The following is a 16138-nucleotide window of genomic DNA, read 5'->3' as shown; positions in this document are numbered from 1 at the left end:
GTTTTATAAAAAACTAAAAAATATTGTTTGTTGACGTTTTTGTTTGTTTAGTTTTCAAAGAACAATTTTCTCATTCGCCCAAAAGCGACTTTATTATCTTACCAAGATATCAACTAAAAGTCAATAACTTTTTTTTAGTGTTGTTCGCCGTCTCAGTGACGACTTTTCATATATTACAGCATATAAATGGTTAGGTCAATACTTTTTTTAAAAAAAGATTATAAAAAAATTGCCGCTGCTTTTTTTGCGGCAATTCAAGTTAAATTATCCATTGTTGAATAGCTGCTAATGCAAATAAGCCGGGGATACCCAAGAAACCGGAAACAGCGGAAGTGGCAAAATTGATCGGTACATGGATTCCATATCGATTACCGGCAACATTTAAAAAAAATAGCAGCAATGCTCCGATGACTAATTTTATTGCTGCTTGGCCGACAAACCGGGCCGGCTTAAATTGGGCTCCAGTGAATAACAAGATGAGAATAAGCCCTCCTAAAATAGAAATAACGAAAATTGGTTGCAAAAAAGCTATCCCCTTTCTTAAGTGGCTTTATTTACAACTTATGTACAAGTTGTAAAAAATAGACCCAAGAAAAAGAAATAGCTCATTAGGCTTTATAAGAGGTTACTTTCCGCTGTTTCGCTTCTCTTAAGAGAAAGATATATTTTGCTTCTGCGACCTTTGTTTGGCAAATTACCTCTTCAGAAGGATCGAAGCTTATTTCCAAAAGCGATTTTTCTTGCTGCCAATGCTGTTTAAATTGATTTAACTGGGCTAACAGCTTTTCATCATACTCTTTTCTGAGCCGCCCTGTTCGCCGAAAAAACATCATCCAATCCTCCGGTTTTCTTTCTTATATTTCACGCCGTCCCTCAAGAGCCTTAGATAGGGTAACCTCGTCCGCATATTCGAGGTCTCCACCAACCGGCAGACCATGAGCAATCCTTGTTGTTTTAATCCCAGATGGCCGTAATAAGCGGGAAATATACATAGCTGTAGCTTCACCCTCGATATTAGGATTTGTCGCTAGAATTACTTCTTGGACGGTTTCATCCTGCAGGCGCTTTAGCAAATCAGGGATATTAATATCCTCTGGTCCAATTCCGTCCATAGGTGAAATCGCACCGTGCAAGACATGGTATAAACCGTTATATTCTTTCATTTTCTCCATCGCGATGACATCTTTTGGATCCTGTACTACACATAGTATGCTCTTATCCCGGCGCTGATCTTCACAAATATAACAAGGGTCCTGATCCGTAATATGGCCGCATACAGAACAATAATGCAGATTGCGCTTGGCATTCACAAGTGCTTTGGCAAAATCAAGCACAGTATCTTCTTTCATACTTAATACATAAAAGGCCAGGCGTGCAGCCGTTTTTGGACCGATACCTGGCAGCTTCATAAAGCTGTCTATCAGCTTCGAAATCGGTTCTGGATAATGCATGTTTATGATTCCTCTCTAATAAAAGCAAGGGTGCCTGACACCAAGAGATGAAACACCTCGAAGCATCTAAGCCCCCCTGCTAAATATATTATTAAAACGGTAGATTCATTCCTTTTGTAAATTGCCCCATTGTGTTATTTGTCAGCTCTTCTGCCTTTTTAAGGGCGTCATTTGTGGCTGCCAGCACTAAATCTTGGAGCATTTCGACATCATCGGGATCAACTGCTTCTGGTTTAATAATGACATCGACCACTTCTTTATGGCCTGTTACAACGACTGTTACCATTCCGCCGCCGGCAGTTCCTTCAATTTTCTCTTCGCCTAATTGTTCCTGGGCCTCAGCCATTTTCTTTTGCATTTTCTGCATTTGTTTCATCATATTTTGCATATTTCCCATTCCACCACGCATCATTACTACCTCCAATTAATTATTCAATAATTTCTACAAATTCAGCACCAAATAATTTCTTTGCCTCTGAAATATGAGGCTCTTCTTCCTTTTTCGTACCGCTGTCCATACCTTCTTCACCTTGATGGCTGTTTAGGAAATTTTCTCGAATGGCAGCCCACTGCTCTTCTGGAACACCTAGCAGTAAAAACCTTTTACCGGTTAGGTTATATAATGCAGCGCTAACTGCTTCAAGAAAATCGCTTTTATCCATAGCCATTTGGCAGAGCATTTCGTGTTTAAACTTTAATATAAATGCTGTGGCTGATGCCGCTGCCGGCTCAGCTTCATTTAACAAGGCGGCATGCGACTTCATTAAGTTAGCCCGCATTTCGCCCCATTTTGATTTAATTAGATTCAAATCAGATTTTGTCGCCTGCTTTAATACTTCATTTATTTTTCCAACAGCTGGCTGGAACCCTTTTCTTGATGGTCTTTGTGAAGGCTTTTGCGGTTGCGGCGGCGCATCATGCTGACCTGCCGCCACTCCATTTGCCTTTAAATGCTGCAGTTCACTTTCAAGCTGATCGATTCTTGCGATTAATTGCCCAATATCTCCCGATTGTGTTTGTGCCGTCTGTTTCGCTTCCATTTGACACAGTTTCACAATCGCCACCTCAAGAAAAATCCTTGGATGGTTCGTCCAGCGCATTTCCTGCTGGGTTTTATTTAAATGATCGATTAGCTGATAAATTTGTTCCATCGGGGTGGCCTCTGCCATCATCCGAAACTCATCATCTAGCATGACCCTATCGAGTGATTCTTCAAGATTCGGTGCGGTCTTATATAGAAGCATGTCACGGTAAAATAATATGAAATCCTCGATAAAGCGTGCCGGGTCTTTCCCGTGATACAATAACTCATCGAGCGCTTCTAAACCACTTGCCACATCACTCACTTGGAAGGCTTTAGCCAATCTATTCAAAAACCCCTGTGAAACTGAGCCTGTTACCGTGAGCGCGTCATCAACCGTTACCCGGTCTTCGCTGTAAGAAATCGCTTGATCTAATAAACTTAACGCATCACGCATTCCCCCGTCCGCAGCTCGGGCAATCATTTGCAATGCCCGCTCATCACAAGCAACGTGAGTTTCTTCCACAATTAACTTCATTCGATTGACGATTGCCCCGGCAGTAATCCGTCTAAAATCAAAACGCTGACATCTTGAGATAATCGTTAATGGAATCTTATGGGGTTCTGTTGTCGCTAAAATAAAGATGACATGCTTCGGCGGTTCTTCTAATGTTTTTAGCAAGGCATTAAAGGCGCTAATCGATAGCATATGCACTTCATCAATGATGTAGACCTTATAGTTTACGGCAGTAGGGGCAAATTTGACTTTGTCGAGAACATCTCTCATTTCTTCAACACGCGAGTTTGAAGCTGCGTCAAATTCTAATACATCCGGAATTGTTCCATTTGTGATGCCAAGGCAGGCCGCACATTCATTACAGGGCTCCGAAACAGGGGCCCGTTCACAGTTAATCGCCTTTGCTAGTATTTTAGCGGCGCTTGTTTTACCTGTTCCCCTTGGTCCTGAAAAAAGATAAGCATGTGAAATTTTTTGTTGAAGCAGGGCGTTTTGCAATGTCTTTGTCACGTGTTCCTGCCCTACGACATCAATAAAGTCCTGAGGCCGCCAAACACGATATAAAGCTTGATAAGCCAAATGACACCGCCCCCTTCAGAAATTTTTTTATCCTATTCATTATAACGTATCCATTTTACTTTTTTCAAAGTATAAACAAAGATTCACAAAAAAAAGCGCAAGCGCCTTGGTCAGCCCCGATATAGGGAGACAAGTCGATTGGAAATCGACTTAGTCTCCCTTAATGCGTACAGAAAGCGATAGCTTTCTGTAGCCAAGCATAAGACGAGCCGGCCGAAAGGTTGTTTTTTAACCTTTTGGACGGATTGGCTGTAGACCTGCGAGGGGCTAGGCGAGAAGAGCTGGATTCACAAAAAAACTCATCTCTAGAAAGAGATGAGTTTAATTTTGAAGGAATATGTAAGTAACTGCCGTGCACCTTCCTTCGACTGTCGCCCATAAGCGTTACTTAAGCAGTTAGCTCGGCCCAGGCACCCCTGCGGCACATGGGAGCGTCCACTTAATGCTGCTTCCTTCCGGACCTGACATGGTTCATGGATTCCCATTGCGCAGGACCCGAGCGTCAACACCACTTACTTAAGGCAGACCCTACAGACGAACAGCCTCAGAGAAGGGATTCAGTCCCGCTAGAGCGGATTGCGGGTACAGGGCACCGCTACCTCCCCACCTAGCACGGCAAAATTGAAACCAAAGTTTAGTGCGTCTTTATCTGACGCTCTATTAGTATATAAACTTTTTCAGAAAAAAGCAATCATTATCGACTGTAAATTTATGTAAGTTTCTATAAATCTCTTTCTTTTCTTGCTTGTTTCTCCCGTTTTTTCCGGTCTCTTATTTTTCGAAAAAAATCTGACAGCAGCTGACCGCACTCCGTTTCCATTACTCCTTTAGTGACTTCGCTTTGATGATTAAAACGCTCGTCCTGCAAAAGATTCATCAGTGTTCCGGCACAGCCGCCCTTTGGGTCAGCGGCACCATAAACGACCCGTTTGACTCTTGATAAAATAATCGACCCTGAGCACATTGGACATGGCTCCAAGGTGACATATAAGACTGCCTCCTCTAGACGCCAAGAACCTAACTCACGGCAGGCTTGATCAATCGCAAGCAGTTCAGCATGCGCGACAGCGTTTTGTATACTTTCACGTAAGTTATGCGCTCGGGAAATGATTCTTCCGTCGATAACCAGGACTGCTCCGATTGGCACTTCCTCCAGCTCTTCTGCCTTTTTCGCTTCCTTTATTGCTTCCTTCATAAAATATTCGTCCCTTGTTTCTTCGAATATCATCAGGTATACCTCTCCCCTTTTTTAAAATTGGCTGTGTTAAAGCACCTAATTGATTTTGAATGTTGATTGNCGGGAGCAGCGGGACAGGTGAGACCCCGCAGGCGCGCAATTCGCCGAGGAGGCTCACCGCCCGCCCCGCGGAAAGCGAAGCGCCTGGAACGGAAATCAACATTCACTTTTAAAAATTAATTTTGTTCATTTAATCCGGTCATCATGAAATTTACCAATATTATATCATTTATTCAAATTGCCCCTCATAAAATAGTTGTAGCGCATGTTTGGAAAAGGGGCGGAGCGCCGTAATGAAGCATTGCGGCGTGTAATGTTATTTTCGTTTTAGGAGGGAATAAGGATGCAAATCCATGTGATAAAAAGCAACGAATCATTAACGACGATTGCTAGAACCTACCATACAACCGTTAAGGATATTACCGAGGCAAATGAATTGCCAAATCCAAACAATCTTGTCATCGGACAGTCGATTGTCATTCCAATCATTGGCCATTTTTATTTCGTACAACAAGGGGATTCTTTATATTCGATTGCCAGAAGAGTTGGCATCTCCTATCAGGAGCTTGCAAAAGTCAATCAAATTCAGGCTAACCAACCGCTTAATGTTGGCACAAGGCTTTATATACCCGCGACGAAAAAACGCAATGCCGAATTTAATGCGTACGTTGAACCGCGCGGCAACACTGTTGCACCTGTTTTAGAAAACAGTGCCCGTGAGGCAGCCCCATACCTAACTTATCTAGCCCCTTTCAGCTTTCAGGCCCTCCGTGACGGCACATTGAAAGAACCGCTGCTTAATAACTTTCCGGCTATTGCCAAGGCCAACCGCAACGTGCTAATGATGGTGATTAATAATCAGGAGAATGACCAATTTAGCGATGAACTTGGCCGCATCCTCTTAAACGATATCGCGATTCAAGATAAATTTATCAACAATATCGTCGCGACCGCTAAAAAATATGGATTTCGTGATATTCATTTTGACTTTGAATTTATACGTCCTGCCGACCGCGAGGCCTACAACCGCTTTTTACGAAAGGCGAAGCAGCGCTTTAAAAGCGAAGGCTGGCTGATGTCGACAGCCCTTGCCCCAAAAACGAGTGCCACGCAAAAGGGAAAATGGTATGAAGGCCATGATTATAAGGCCCACGGTGAAATCTCCGACTTTGTCGTGATTATGACGTACGAATGGGGCTATAGCGGCGGCCCGGCAATGGCTGTTTCACCGATTGACCCCGTGCGGAAAGTATTGGAATACGCCATTACCGAAATGCCTTCAACTAAAATTCTGATGGGACAAAATCTATATGGCTATGATTGGACACTTCCCTTTGTTCAAGGTACGGTAGCAAAAGCTGTCAGCCCGCAGCAGGCAATCCAATTGGCCGCAACTCACAACGTTCCGATCCAATATGACACAAAATCACAAGCACCATATTTTAAATATACAGCTGCGGATGGGAAGCAGCATGAGGTTTGGTTTGAAGATGCCCGCTCCATCCAGGCAAAATTTAATCTCATTAATGAGTTAAATATTAGGGGAATGAGCTATTGGAAACTGGGTTTAGCCTTCCCGCAAAATTGGCTGTTAATCGTCGACAATTTCAATGTAACCAAACGAGGGACATAGAAAAGCAGAAGCGTTAGACATAAAAATTTTTTTAAGACACAAACTGCCGTCTTTCGGCAGTTTTTTCATGTTTTTGACATAAAATGAGCTTCTTCTAAATATTCCATATCCCTTCCTGTTAGAGATTATGATAAAATAAACTTTGTGTCTTAAAAGAAAAGCGGAAGCGCCCTGGTCAGCGGCGTATGGCCTGGAGCGCTCCAACTGAGATAAAGGAAACACGATGAGCCGGAGGCGAATCGATGTTGACTTATCGTAGGGCGGAGAGCGAAGGACATTAGCCGCTAGGGCGCTGGAGCTGGACAATTCTCAAAGTCAAAAATTAAATCCAGGTTATCTGGTGAAACATAGAGTGCAGGCAGTAGGAGAAGGAGGACTTTCAATGGGGGATACACCCTTTATTACCGTCGAAGGGCCGATTGGTGTAGGAAAAACATCGCTCGCCAAGGCCATTTCAGAACAATTTAATTTTGCTTTATTAAAAGAGATTGTTGATGAAAATCCATTCTTGGGGAAATTTTATGAAAATATCGAGGAATGGAGTTTCCAAACAGAGATGTTTTTCCTCTGCAATCGCTTTAAGCAATTAGGGGATATCAATACCCATTACTTAAGTCAAAACAAGTCTGTTGTCGCAGACTACCATATTTTTAAAAACCTGATTTTTGCGCAGCGAAGCTTAAATCCTGAAGAGTACGAAAAATACTACAAGATTTATCAGATCTTGACTTCAGATATGCCGAAACCAAATGTCATCATTTATTTGAATGCCAGCTTAGATACACTGTTGAAAAGAATTAAAATCAGAGGGCGCGAGGTAGAGAAGAATATCAGCCCCTTGTATTTAGAGCAGCTGTCAATTGATTATGAAAATACGATGGCGATTTTTGAAAAGGAACATCCGGAAATCCCAGTTCTCCGCTTTAGCGGCGATGAGTTGGATTTTGTCAAAAGCGAACAGGATTTAAACTATATTTTTCAAAAGCTATCTTCAACATTAAAAACTTGCAGCTGGTCAAAAACATTATAGAACAGGGGGATGTTAGTGAGTATCGTTATTGGTGGCATGATTGGTCTTGGCAAAACAAGTGTGGCAGACACCTTGAATGCCCACTTTAAAAATAAAGGAATTGAAAGTAAGGTGTTTTACGAAGCGGTCGATGATAATCCGATTCTTCCGCTTTATTATGAACTGACACCTGAAGAATTAGATGCGAAGAGAATTCCTTTTCTCTTGCAGTTATTTTTTCTAAACAAACGCTTTAAAACGGTTAAAGAATGTGTCAGCTGGCAAGAGCCAGTTTATACGATTCAAGATCGTTCCATTTATGAGGATTGGTATTTTGCTTATGTGAACAAAAATTTAGGCAGAATCTCTGAGCTCGAATTTAAAATTTATGAAGAGCTTGTTGAAAATATGTTGGAAGAACTGAATGAACTTCCAAAGAAAGCACCAGATTTAATGGTTTATTTAAAAGGTTCGTTTGATACGGTGATTGACCGGATTATGGCCCGCGGCAGAAGCTTCGAAATCAACCCGGAACTGAAGGAGTATTACTTCGAAGTGTGGAAGGGTTATGATGAGTGGGTCATGAATCAGTACGATGCCAGCGAAGTATTAATCATAGATATGGATACGACTGACGTTGTCAACAGCAATGACGATGCGTTACGCATTTGCCGTGAAGTAGAAGAAAAGTTAACTGAAATCCTCAACATCACAAAAACACCTGCTTTTTAAGCCAGGTGTTTTTGTTTGTGTAAAAAAAAATCCGTTACAAGTTAATGTAACGGACCTTTATCTCCAGTTTTTATGCGCGATTGTATCATCTTATGGAGGAGGAAGAGGGATTCGAACCCCCGCGCGGTTTGACCCGCCTGTCGGTTTTCAAGACCGATCCCTTCAGCCAGACTTGGGTATTCCTCCGTATCGACAAGTGATACTTTAACATATATTTTAGACAGTGTCAAACAAAAATATTAAAGTTTCCGGATGGGGACTACCATCCGGAAATTTACTGTTTGTTACTCTGGCTTTATGACCGCACGTCCGCCCATATACGGACGTAATACCGTTGGAATCACGACACTACCGTCTGCCTGCTGGTAATTTTCTAATAAAGCAGCAACCGTACGGCCAATCGCAAGACCAGAACCATTTAACGTATGAACATGCTCCGGCTTTGCCTTCGGATCACGGCGGAAGCGGATGTTCGCCCGGCGCGCCTGGAACGCTTCAAAGTTACTGCAAGAAGAAATCTCGCGGTACGTCCCATAACTTGGAATCCAAACTTCAATATCATACTTTTTCGCGGCCGTAAAGCCGAGATCACCGGTACACATGCTCAAGACACGGTACGGAAGCTCCAGCAATTGCAGCACTCGTTCAGCGTCATTCGTTAGCTTTTCAAGCTCTTCGTAAGAATCCTCTGGCTTCACAAACTTGACAAGCTCAACCTTATTGAACTGGTGCTGGCGAATCAAGCCCCGTGTATCGCGGCCGGCTGATCCCGCTTCAGAGCGGAAGCATGCGCTATAGGCAGCATAGCGGATTGGCAGCTGATCGCCGCTTAATATTTCATCACGATAAAGGTTGGTGACAGGCACCTCTGCCGTTGGAATTAGGAAGTAATCTTCATTTTCAATCAAGAAGGCATCTTCTTCAAATTTTGGCAGCTGGCCGGTCCCCGTCATGCTGGCGCGATTCACTAAATAAGGCGGTAATATTTCCGTATAACCGTGTTCATCGACATGAAGATCGAGCATGAAGCTCATCAATGCACGTTCTAAACGGGCGCCTAACCCCTTATAAAAGACAAATCTGCTTCCTGTAACCTTGCCCGCACGTTCAAAGTCAAGAATTCCTAAATGGTCGGCAACATCCCAATGCGGTTTCGCTTCAAATTCAAACTCACGAACTTGGCCCCACTTTTTGATTTCCACATTATCATCTTCAGTTTCACCAATCGGAGTGCTTTCATGCGGGATATTCGGGATACTTAAAAGCAATTGCTCTAAGGTCTCTTCTACCCCGCGCAGCTCGTCATCAAGCGTTTTAATTTGATCGCCGACTTCACGCATTTCTTTAATTAAATGATCGGCATCCTGTTTGTCACGCTTTAGGGCTGCAACCTGCTGCGAAACCTCATTCCGCTTCGATTTAAGTTTTTCAGCCTCAACAATTAATTCACGTCTTCTCTGATCCAGTTCTTCAAACTGACCGAAATCGGTTAAATCTTCGCCGCGATGCTGCAGCTTTTCTTTTACTTCTGAAAAATTAGCTCTTAATACTTTAATATCTAACATTGTCCGCACTCCTTTTTTTAAATTGGCTGTGTTAAAAGTGAATGTTGATTTCCGTTTCAGGCGCTTCGCTTTCCGCGGGGCGGGCGGTGAGCCTCCTCGGCGAATTGCGCGCCTGCGGGGTCTCACCTGTCCCGCTGCTCCCGCAGGAGTCTCGCGCCTTCCACTCCAATCAACATTGTGATCAAATTATAAAACAGCCAAAAAATAAAAAAACTCCCGCCCCTAATACAGGGACGAGAGTTGCTCGCGATACCACCCTGGTTGACTAAAAATCAGTCCACCTCGAAAAAACGTTAACGGTTTTTCACCGAAAGTACTTACTGACCTCACTTGAGGTGTTCCGCACCTTGCTCGAGGAGGGATTCACAAGACCATCCACCGGTTCACACCAGCCACCGGCTCTCTTTAGGAATGAGTTACTTGTTACTAGTTCCTCTCATTGCTTTTTTCATTATTGATTTGCTTTATAATTTACTACAATTATTAACCGAATGCAACCACCTTATACAAGATGTTTTGCCTTTGCTTCCTTAACCATGTCAACAAAGTAGGCAGTAAGGCGATGATTATCGGTTAATTCCGGATGGAAGGAACAGCCTAGAAATTGCCCTTCGCGTGCAGCGACGATACGGTCATTATGCTTAGAAAGGATTTCAACATTCTCTCCTGCCTCAACAATGTGCGGCGCACGGATAAACACGGCTGGGAAGCTGTCAGCGACATCTTTAATCGCAAGGTCTGCCTCAAAGCTGTCCACCTGACGTCCAAATGAGTTGCGTTCAACCTTAATGTCCATCACACCGATGTGCGGCTCACTGTGTCCTTCAAGTTCTTTTGCTAACAGGATAAGTCCTGCACATGTCCCAAACATAGGTTTTCCAACGCGGGCAAAATCTTTAAGGGTCTCCATAAAGTCATATTTATCAATTAAACGCCGCATTGCCGTGCTTTCTCCGCCAGGAAGAATAAGCCCGTCCACTTCGTTTAGTTCTTCTTTTCTTTTAATAGCAACCGCTTCAACACCGCAGGCTTCTAACGAACGCATATGTTCACGGACTGCCCCTTGTAGTGCTAGAACCCCGATTCTAATCATCTTACCAGCCTCTATCCTGCATGCGCGCTTCAGGTGCCAATGAAGAAATTTCGATACCTTTCATCGGTGTGCCAAGGTCTTTTGAAAGCTCAGCAATCAATTTATAATCTTGGAAATGCGTCGTCGCTTCCACAATCGCTCGTGCAAATTTAGCTGGATTTTCTGATTTGAAAATACCAGAGCCGACAAATACGCCATCCGCTCCTAACTCCATCATCAGCGCTGCATCAGCAGGAGTTGCCACACCGCCGGCAGCAAAGTTAACTACAGGAAGACGTCCAAGACGCTTAATCTCTAGAAGCAATTCGTATGGCGCTCCTAACAGCTTTGCTTCTGTCATTAACTCGTCCTCATTCATGCCGACAACTTTACGAACCTGGGCATTCACCTTGCGAATATGGCGGACAGCCTCAACAATATTTCCTGTTCCTGGTTCACCCTTCGTCCGAAGCATTGACGCTCCTTCACCAATTCTGCGGGCAGCTTCGCCAAGATCGCGGCAGCCGCATACAAACGGTACCGTATAGTCTCTTTTATTTAAATGGTATTCCTCGTCAGCAGGAGTCAAAACTTCACTCTCATCGATATAGTCGACACCCATTGCTTCAAGAATACGCGCCTCGACAATATGACCGATTCTACCTTTTGCCATCACAGGGATTGAAACAGCACCCATAACCGCTTCAATGATCCTCGGGTCTGCCATTCTTGCCACGCCGCCAGCAGCGCGGATATCTGAAGGAACACGCTCTAAAGCCATTACTGCCACTGCGCCCGCTTCCTCAGCAATTTTCGCCTGCTCCGCGTTGACTACATCCATGATGACGCCGCCCTTTTGCATTTCAGCCATACCGCGTTTTACAAGATCTGTACCTGTTATCATTTGTTAAAATCCCCCTTTTGTTTTAATATTTAGAAAAATATTTGCATCATTTGGGAAATTTCCCACTTAGTTAATCGGAATTATTTTTCCCCATAAAATCATTAAAGCAACAAAAAAGGATTCCTGTCAAGACAAGAATCCTTTCTGCTTTATTTCCATAATGGATTATTTAAACCAGCCTTTTACCGTGGAAGAAATTCCATCCCAGACATCTCCGAAGAAATTGCCGATACCGCGCATCATGAGTACAAACCAATTTGCTTTTTCGACATCTTGAGCGGCAATGACATCTACCTGAGCTTTCTTCTGACCTTCCTCAGTTAAGAAGCTGACCTTTTCACCATTTTTCGGGCTAACCGTTAAATAACCGACTTTTTCACCTTTTTTAATTGGTGCCGTTAACTCGCCATCTTTATTGATTTTCTTTTTATCCAGCACCAGTTCAGTTTGGTAATTTTTCTTATCACCATTTTGTATAACCATGTCAATCGCTGACTTCGTATAAATTTTTACCTGATCCTCTTTACCTTTGATGACCGGAATCGTTGTATGTCCTTTAACTTGATAATGTTTAGGAACAAGCTCTTCTTTTGAGAAATTGGTAAACGCATAGTCCAACATTTTTTTTGTCTCGCCAAAGCGGGCACGATAACCATCGTTTTTGCCGCTTGTATCCTTCGCATTTTGCACAACCGTAATAAATCGTTTTCCATCGCGGGCTGCTGTACCTGTAAAGCAATAACCAGCAAAATCAGTGGTTCCCGTTTTGAGGCCATCCATTCCTTTATAGCCATAATCTAATTCTGGCAGCATCCAGTTCCAGTTAATCATGTTAATTTTATCTGGAGTACCATCGCGAAATGTCTTTCTTGGAGTGCTGGCTGTTTTTAAAACATCCGGATAATCATTTATGAGGTGGAATGCTAACGTCGCAACGTCACGAGGTGACATCACATTTTCTTCGTCAGCCCCAGTTCCTTCTGGATGTTGCCCATGATAATCTTTATTATTTAAACCAGTTGAGTTTACAAATTTACTATTTTTTAATCCTAACTTTTTCGCCTTTTCATTCATCAATTTAACAAACTTCGTTTCCGAACCGGCAATGACTTCAGCTAGGGCGATCGTTGCGCCATTTGCAGAATAAATCGCCATTGCTTCATATAATTCTCGGACTTTATATGTTCCATCCTGGCGCAAGGGCACATTAGATAAATCTCTTGGCTGTGAAATTTTATAAACAAGTTCACTGACGGGATAGTCTTGATCCCATTTCACCTTTCCTTGTTTCACCGCATCAAGCAAAAGATATTCAGTCATCATTTTCGTCATGCTGGCAACGCCAAGTGAACTCTCACCATTCTTCTCGTATAAAATTTTTCCTGTTTCTCCATCAACTATTATCGCACCGTCTGCATTCACATTTATTTCAGCTTCTGCCTTCGCTTGATCTACCCCGGCAAAAAGACCAAAAAACATGATAAGTGCCAGCGCACTGGCAATACATTTCTGATAAAAATGTTTTTTCACACTAAAACCCTCCAAGAATTAATCACTTTCGTTATTTTAACATAACTGCCTAGTAAATCATAGACAGAGGATTGGACGATTCTGTTTCCATTTTGGTTACTTCTATAGACCTATTTTTTTGCGTAAAAAAACAGAGAAGATCGAACTTCTCTGTTTTCCGAACTATTTATAATGAATAGTTTGGTGCCTCTTTTGTAATCTGCACATCATGCGGATGACTTTCCCTTAGGCCGGCACCTGTCATCTTAATAAATTGTGCCTTTGTTCTTAGGTCATTAATGTCCTTTGTACCACAATAGCCCATACCAGAGCGAAGTCCACCAATCAGCTGATAAATCGTTTCAGCTAATGGTCCTTTATAAGGGATGCGGCCTTCAATCCCTTCTGGAACAAATTTCTTATTATCTTCTTGGAAATAACGGTCTTTTGAACCCTTTTCCATCGAGGCAACAGACCCCATACCGCGGTATACTTTAAAGCGGCGTCCTTGGAAAATTTCCGTTTCACCTGGGCTCTCAGAAACGCCTGCTAAGAGACTGCCAAGCATAACCGCATGCCCGCCGGCTGCAAGCGCCTTGACGATATCTCCGGAGTATTTAATCCCGCCGTCGGCAATTATCGTCTTTCCATGCTTCATTGCTTCTGTAGCACAATCATAAACAGCGGTAATTTGCGGTACGCCGACACCTGCTACCACCCTCGTTGTACAAATCGACCCCGGGCCAATTCCTACCTTCACGACATCTGCGCCTGCCTCGATAAGAGCCTTTGTCGCTTCAGCAGTTGCCACATTTCCTGCAATAATCGTTAAGTCTGGATAAGCGCTTCTTATTTCTCTGACCGTGTCTAAAACACCCTTAGAATGCCCGTGGGCTGTATCAACGACCACCACGTCAACATTCGCTTTAACAAGCTTGTCGAGCCTTAGCATCGTGTCGCTAGTTACGCCTACCGCTGCACCGGCTAATAATCGTCCTTTGATGTCCTTTGCTGAGTTAGGAAATTCAATTACCTTTTCAATATCCTTAATTGTAATTAAGCCCTTTAAGACACCTTGGTCATCTACTAGGGGCAGCTTTTCAATTTTATACTTTTGCAGGATTCTTTCAGCCTCTTTTAATGTTGTTCCGACTGGAGCTGTGACCAGGTTTTCTTTCGTCATCACGTCTGAAATTTTAAAGGAGTAATCCTGGATAAATCGAAGGTCACGATTTGTAATAATTCCAACCAGCATTTGTTCCTCCAGATTATTGACAATTGGCACCCCGGAAATCCGGTATTTCGCCATTAAATGCTCCGCATCAAATACTTGATGCTCCGGTGTCAGGAAGAACGGATCAGTGATAACGCCGCTTTCGGACCGTTTTACCTTTTCCACCTGCTCAGCCTGTTGTTCAATGGTCATATTTTTATGAATAACTCCTAAACCGCCTTGGCGCGCCATGGAAATTGCCATTTCCGATTCTGTCACAGTATCCATTCCAGCACTAATGATTGGAATATTAAGCTTAACAGATGGTGATAATTCTACCTTTAGGCTTACATCTCTTGGCAATACCTCTGACTTACCTGGAATTAACAATACATCATCAAACGTTAAACCTTCTTTAAGAAACTTACTTTCCCACATTTTAACTGTCCTCCGTTTCAAAACTTATAAACCATTACACGCCACTGTTTACCATAGCAATAAATAAAAAGAGCCAGCCTAACCTACAAAAAAATATTATTTGTAGGTTATCAATTGGGCAAAATACTGTCAAGGAATAACAATTAAATTGATTCTTCTGAAAAAGGTGATTGAATCTTGGGTATTCAATATAAGGACTGGAAAAGCTTCTCCTGTTTCTTTTCGGCAGAATACTGCCAGCGTTATTTAAAAACTAGCTATCAGAAGCATAAGCTGGATAATCCTGAGCAAAAGGGCTATGAAAATTGCTATCCCTTTCTTTATTATCTGGAACATGGGCAAATATATTATGAACAAGCAGAAAAAGCTCCGCTTATTTTAAAGCCAATTCTACTCTTCTATGGTCTTGTCCATTTAATTAAAGCATGCATTTTATCCATCGAACCTTCTTATCCTGAGACAACCGCTGTTTTAGCGCATGGCGTTTCAACAAGGAAGAGAAAAAAGCAAAATTACCTTTTCTTTCAGGATGAAGTGAAATTTCAAAAAAATGGACTTTTCCCCTTCATGTCGGAAAAGATGTTCCACATGAAACCATTAGAAGGGGAGAAAGTCTTAATGGAGGAATTACTACAGCTTATACCGGAACTTGATGATTTATTCTTTTTACTTGAAGGAAAAAGGACATTTGCCACGTTACAGCAACAAAGAGAACAGTTTGTTGTACCTGAAACGGTTTTAAATTACTTTCATATGACTGAAAGCCGCTTTAAGGAGTTTTTTGCTTCGAAGTGTAAAAAAGAAGTTGAATTTGAGAGTGGAGGACTTGCTTTTTCAATGAACGAAGAGGTTCACTTAGAAAGCACACCATTGAAATTCAATTTAGAAAACAGACATTGGGCAATTCCATTGAATAAAGGCAGCTTACTTAACTTTCCCGAACTGCTTATACACTATCTGCTGCTGTATAACTTAAGTATGATTGCCCGTTACGAAACGGAGTGGTGGAGTGAATCGACAAAAATGATGCCCAATCATGATTATCCATTTATCTCCTCATTTCTCAACAGTACGATGAAAAAAGGGCCGTTCTTGGTTTATCAGTATTTGATGACATAGCGAGAAAAACACAAAAGGACAACCCTCCCGGGTTGTCCTAGATTAGCCTGGCAACGTCCTACTCTCACAGGGGGCGCATGCCCCAACTACCATCGGCGCTGAGAAGCTTAACTTCCGTGTTCGGTATGGGAACGGGTGT

General features: G+C 42.6%; 15 protein-coding genes, 1 tRNA gene, 1 rRNA gene, 1 other RNA gene and 1 other annotated feature. Of the genes, 4 read left to right on the top strand and 14 right to left on the bottom strand.

Features of this window, described 5'->3' with window-relative positions; translation table 11 throughout:
• Nucleotides 1-259: 259 nt before the first annotated feature.
• From AA980_RS25230 to tadA, 7 genes are all read right to left on the bottom strand, one after another.
• Complete coding sequence (locus tag AA980_RS25230) at nt 260-523, bottom strand: pro-sigmaK processing inhibitor BofA family protein (RefSeq protein WP_024031060.1); 264 nt, start codon at nt 521-523, stop codon at nt 260-262.
• 85 nt (nt 524-608) lie between these two features.
• Entirely contained in the window at nt 609-833 is a 225-nt protein-coding gene (locus AA980_RS25225; protein WP_407937486.1) for a YaaL family protein, read from the bottom strand.
• Between the two features lie 21 nt (nt 834-854).
• Nucleotides 855-1451 (bottom strand): recombination mediator RecR, encoded by a 597-nt coding sequence (recR, locus tag AA980_RS25220; RefSeq protein WP_024031058.1) that lies wholly within the window; start codon nt 1449-1451, stop codon nt 855-857.
• A 91-nt stretch (nt 1452-1542) separates the two neighbouring features.
• The gene (locus tag AA980_RS25215; RefSeq protein ID WP_193392271.1) at nt 1543-1863 is read right to left on the bottom strand and encodes a YbaB/EbfC family nucleoid-associated protein; all 321 of its coding nucleotides are present in this window, start codon (nt 1861-1863) and stop codon (nt 1543-1545) included.
• Between the two features lie 16 nt (nt 1864-1879).
• Nucleotides 1880-3568: a DNA polymerase III subunit gamma/tau gene (gene dnaX, locus AA980_RS25210; protein WP_024031056.1), complete on the bottom strand. Its 1689-nt coding sequence runs from the start codon at nt 3566-3568 to the stop codon at nt 1880-1882.
• 350 nt (nt 3569-3918) lie between these two features.
• Nucleotides 3919-4184: signal recognition particle sRNA large type (ffs, locus tag AA980_RS26705), an RNA gene on the bottom strand.
• A 105-nt stretch (nt 4185-4289) separates the two neighbouring features.
• Nucleotides 4290-4796: a tRNA adenosine(34) deaminase TadA gene (tadA, locus tag AA980_RS25205; protein ID WP_024031055.1), complete on the bottom strand. Its 507-nt coding sequence runs from the start codon at nt 4794-4796 to the stop codon at nt 4290-4292.
• Between the two features lie 352 nt (nt 4797-5148).
• Between tadA and AA980_RS25200 the strand changes: the two genes are divergently transcribed.
• The 3 genes from AA980_RS25200 to AA980_RS25190 all read left to right on the top strand — a co-directional run bounded on the left by AA980_RS25200 (nt 5149) and on the right by AA980_RS25190 (nt 8179).
• Nucleotides 5149-6438 (top strand): glycoside hydrolase family 18 protein, encoded by a 1290-nt coding sequence (locus AA980_RS25200; protein WP_024031204.1) that lies wholly within the window; start codon nt 5149-5151, stop codon nt 6436-6438.
• Between the two features lie 382 nt (nt 6439-6820).
• A complete protein-coding gene (locus AA980_RS25195) occupies nt 6821-7468 on the top strand; it encodes a deoxynucleoside kinase (protein ID WP_024031195.1) in 648 nt (215 codons plus the stop codon).
• Nucleotides 7469-7477: 9 nt separating this feature from the next.
• Complete coding sequence (locus AA980_RS25190) at nt 7478-8179, top strand: deoxynucleoside kinase (protein WP_201779395.1); 702 nt, start codon at nt 7478-7480, stop codon at nt 8177-8179.
• A 93-nt stretch (nt 8180-8272) separates the two neighbouring features.
• Here the strand turns inward: AA980_RS25190 and AA980_RS25185 are convergent.
• The 6 genes from AA980_RS25185 to guaB all read right to left on the bottom strand — a co-directional run bounded on the left by AA980_RS25185 (nt 8273) and on the right by guaB (nt 14880).
• Nucleotides 8273-8365 (bottom strand) — tRNA-Ser (locus AA980_RS25185).
• Nucleotides 8366-8463: 98 nt separating this feature from the next.
• Nucleotides 8464-9744 carry a serine--tRNA ligase gene (gene serS / locus AA980_RS25180; RefSeq protein ID WP_034725409.1) on the bottom strand — a complete coding sequence of 427 codons (1281 nt, stop codon included), beginning with the start codon at nt 9742-9744 and terminating at the stop codon, nt 8464-8466.
• Between the two features lie 226 nt (nt 9745-9970).
• Nucleotides 9971-10193 (bottom strand) — a binding site (T-box leader).
• Between the two features lie 53 nt (nt 10194-10246).
• Nucleotides 10247-10837, bottom strand: coding sequence for a pyridoxal 5'-phosphate synthase glutaminase subunit PdxT (gene pdxT, locus AA980_RS25175; protein WP_024027141.1), 591 nt, complete (start codon nt 10835-10837; stop codon nt 10247-10249).
• A gap of 1 nt (nt 10838) precedes the next feature.
• Entirely contained in the window at nt 10839-11720 is an 882-nt protein-coding gene (gene pdxS, locus AA980_RS25170; protein ID WP_024027140.1) for a pyridoxal 5'-phosphate synthase lyase subunit PdxS, read from the bottom strand.
• A gap of 165 nt (nt 11721-11885) precedes the next feature.
• Entirely contained in the window at nt 11886-13199 is a 1314-nt protein-coding gene (locus AA980_RS25165; RefSeq protein WP_193392237.1) for a serine hydrolase, read from the bottom strand.
• A 217-nt stretch (nt 13200-13416) separates the two neighbouring features.
• Nucleotides 13417-14880, bottom strand: coding sequence for an IMP dehydrogenase (gene guaB / locus AA980_RS25160; protein WP_024027138.1), 1464 nt, complete (start codon nt 14878-14880; stop codon nt 13417-13419).
• Between the two features lie 177 nt (nt 14881-15057).
• On the opposite strand from guaB, the gene AA980_RS25155 reads away from it, so the two are divergent.
• Nucleotides 15058-15999 (top strand): YaaC family protein, encoded by a 942-nt coding sequence (locus AA980_RS25155; RefSeq protein WP_024027137.1) that lies wholly within the window; start codon nt 15058-15060, stop codon nt 15997-15999.
• 45 nt (nt 16000-16044) lie between these two features.
• Here the strand turns inward: AA980_RS25155 and rrf are convergent.
• Nucleotides 16045-16138, bottom strand: a 5S ribosomal RNA gene (gene rrf, locus AA980_RS25990); the annotation flags it as partial.

This window comes from Neobacillus vireti (genome assembly GCF_001026695.1).
Lineage (GTDB): Bacteria > Bacillota > Bacilli > Bacillales > Cytobacillaceae > Neobacillus > Neobacillus vireti.
Note: the sequence above shows the minus strand (reverse complement) of the source record. Positions and strands in the feature narration are given on the sequence as shown.

Excerpts from the sequence above, each read along its gene's own strand:
- recR (WP_024031058.1), bottom strand. The coding sequence starts at position 1,451 with ATGCATTATCCAGAACCGATTTCGAAGCTGATAGACAGCTTTATGAAG.
- tadA (WP_024031055.1), bottom strand. The coding sequence starts at position 4,796 with ATGATATTCGAAGAAACAAGGGACGAATATTTTATGAAGGAAGCAATA.
- AA980_RS25215 (WP_193392271.1), bottom strand. The coding sequence starts at position 1,863 with ATGATGCGTGGTGGAATGGGAAATATGCAAAATATGATGAAACAAATG.
- guaB (WP_024027138.1), bottom strand. The coding sequence starts at position 14,880 with ATGTGGGAAAGTAAGTTTCTTAAAGAAGGTTTAACGTTTGATGATGTA.
- AA980_RS25225 (WP_407937486.1), bottom strand. The coding sequence starts at position 833 with ATGATGTTTTTTCGGCGAACAGGGCGGCTCAGAAAAGAGTATGATGAA.
- pdxS (WP_024027140.1), bottom strand. The coding sequence starts at position 11,720 with ATGATAACAGGTACAGATCTTGTAAAACGCGGTATGGCTGAAATGCAA.
- AA980_RS25165 (WP_193392237.1), bottom strand. The coding sequence starts at position 13,199 with ATGTTTTTTGGTCTTTTTGCCGGGGTAGATCAAGCGAAGGCAGAAGCT.
- AA980_RS25190 (WP_201779395.1), top strand. The coding sequence starts at position 7,478 with ATGTTAGTGAGTATCGTTATTGGTGGCATGATTGGTCTTGGCAAAACA.
- serS (WP_034725409.1), bottom strand. The coding sequence starts at position 9,744 with ATGTTAGATATTAAAGTATTAAGAGCTAATTTTTCAGAAGTAAAAGAA.
- pdxT (WP_024027141.1), bottom strand. The coding sequence starts at position 10,837 with ATGATTAGAATCGGGGTTCTAGCACTACAAGGGGCAGTCCGTGAACAT.
- AA980_RS25200 (WP_024031204.1), top strand. The coding sequence starts at position 5,149 with ATGCAAATCCATGTGATAAAAAGCAACGAATCATTAACGACGATTGCT.
- AA980_RS25195 (WP_024031195.1), top strand. The coding sequence starts at position 6,821 with ATGGGGGATACACCCTTTATTACCGTCGAAGGGCCGATTGGTGTAGGA.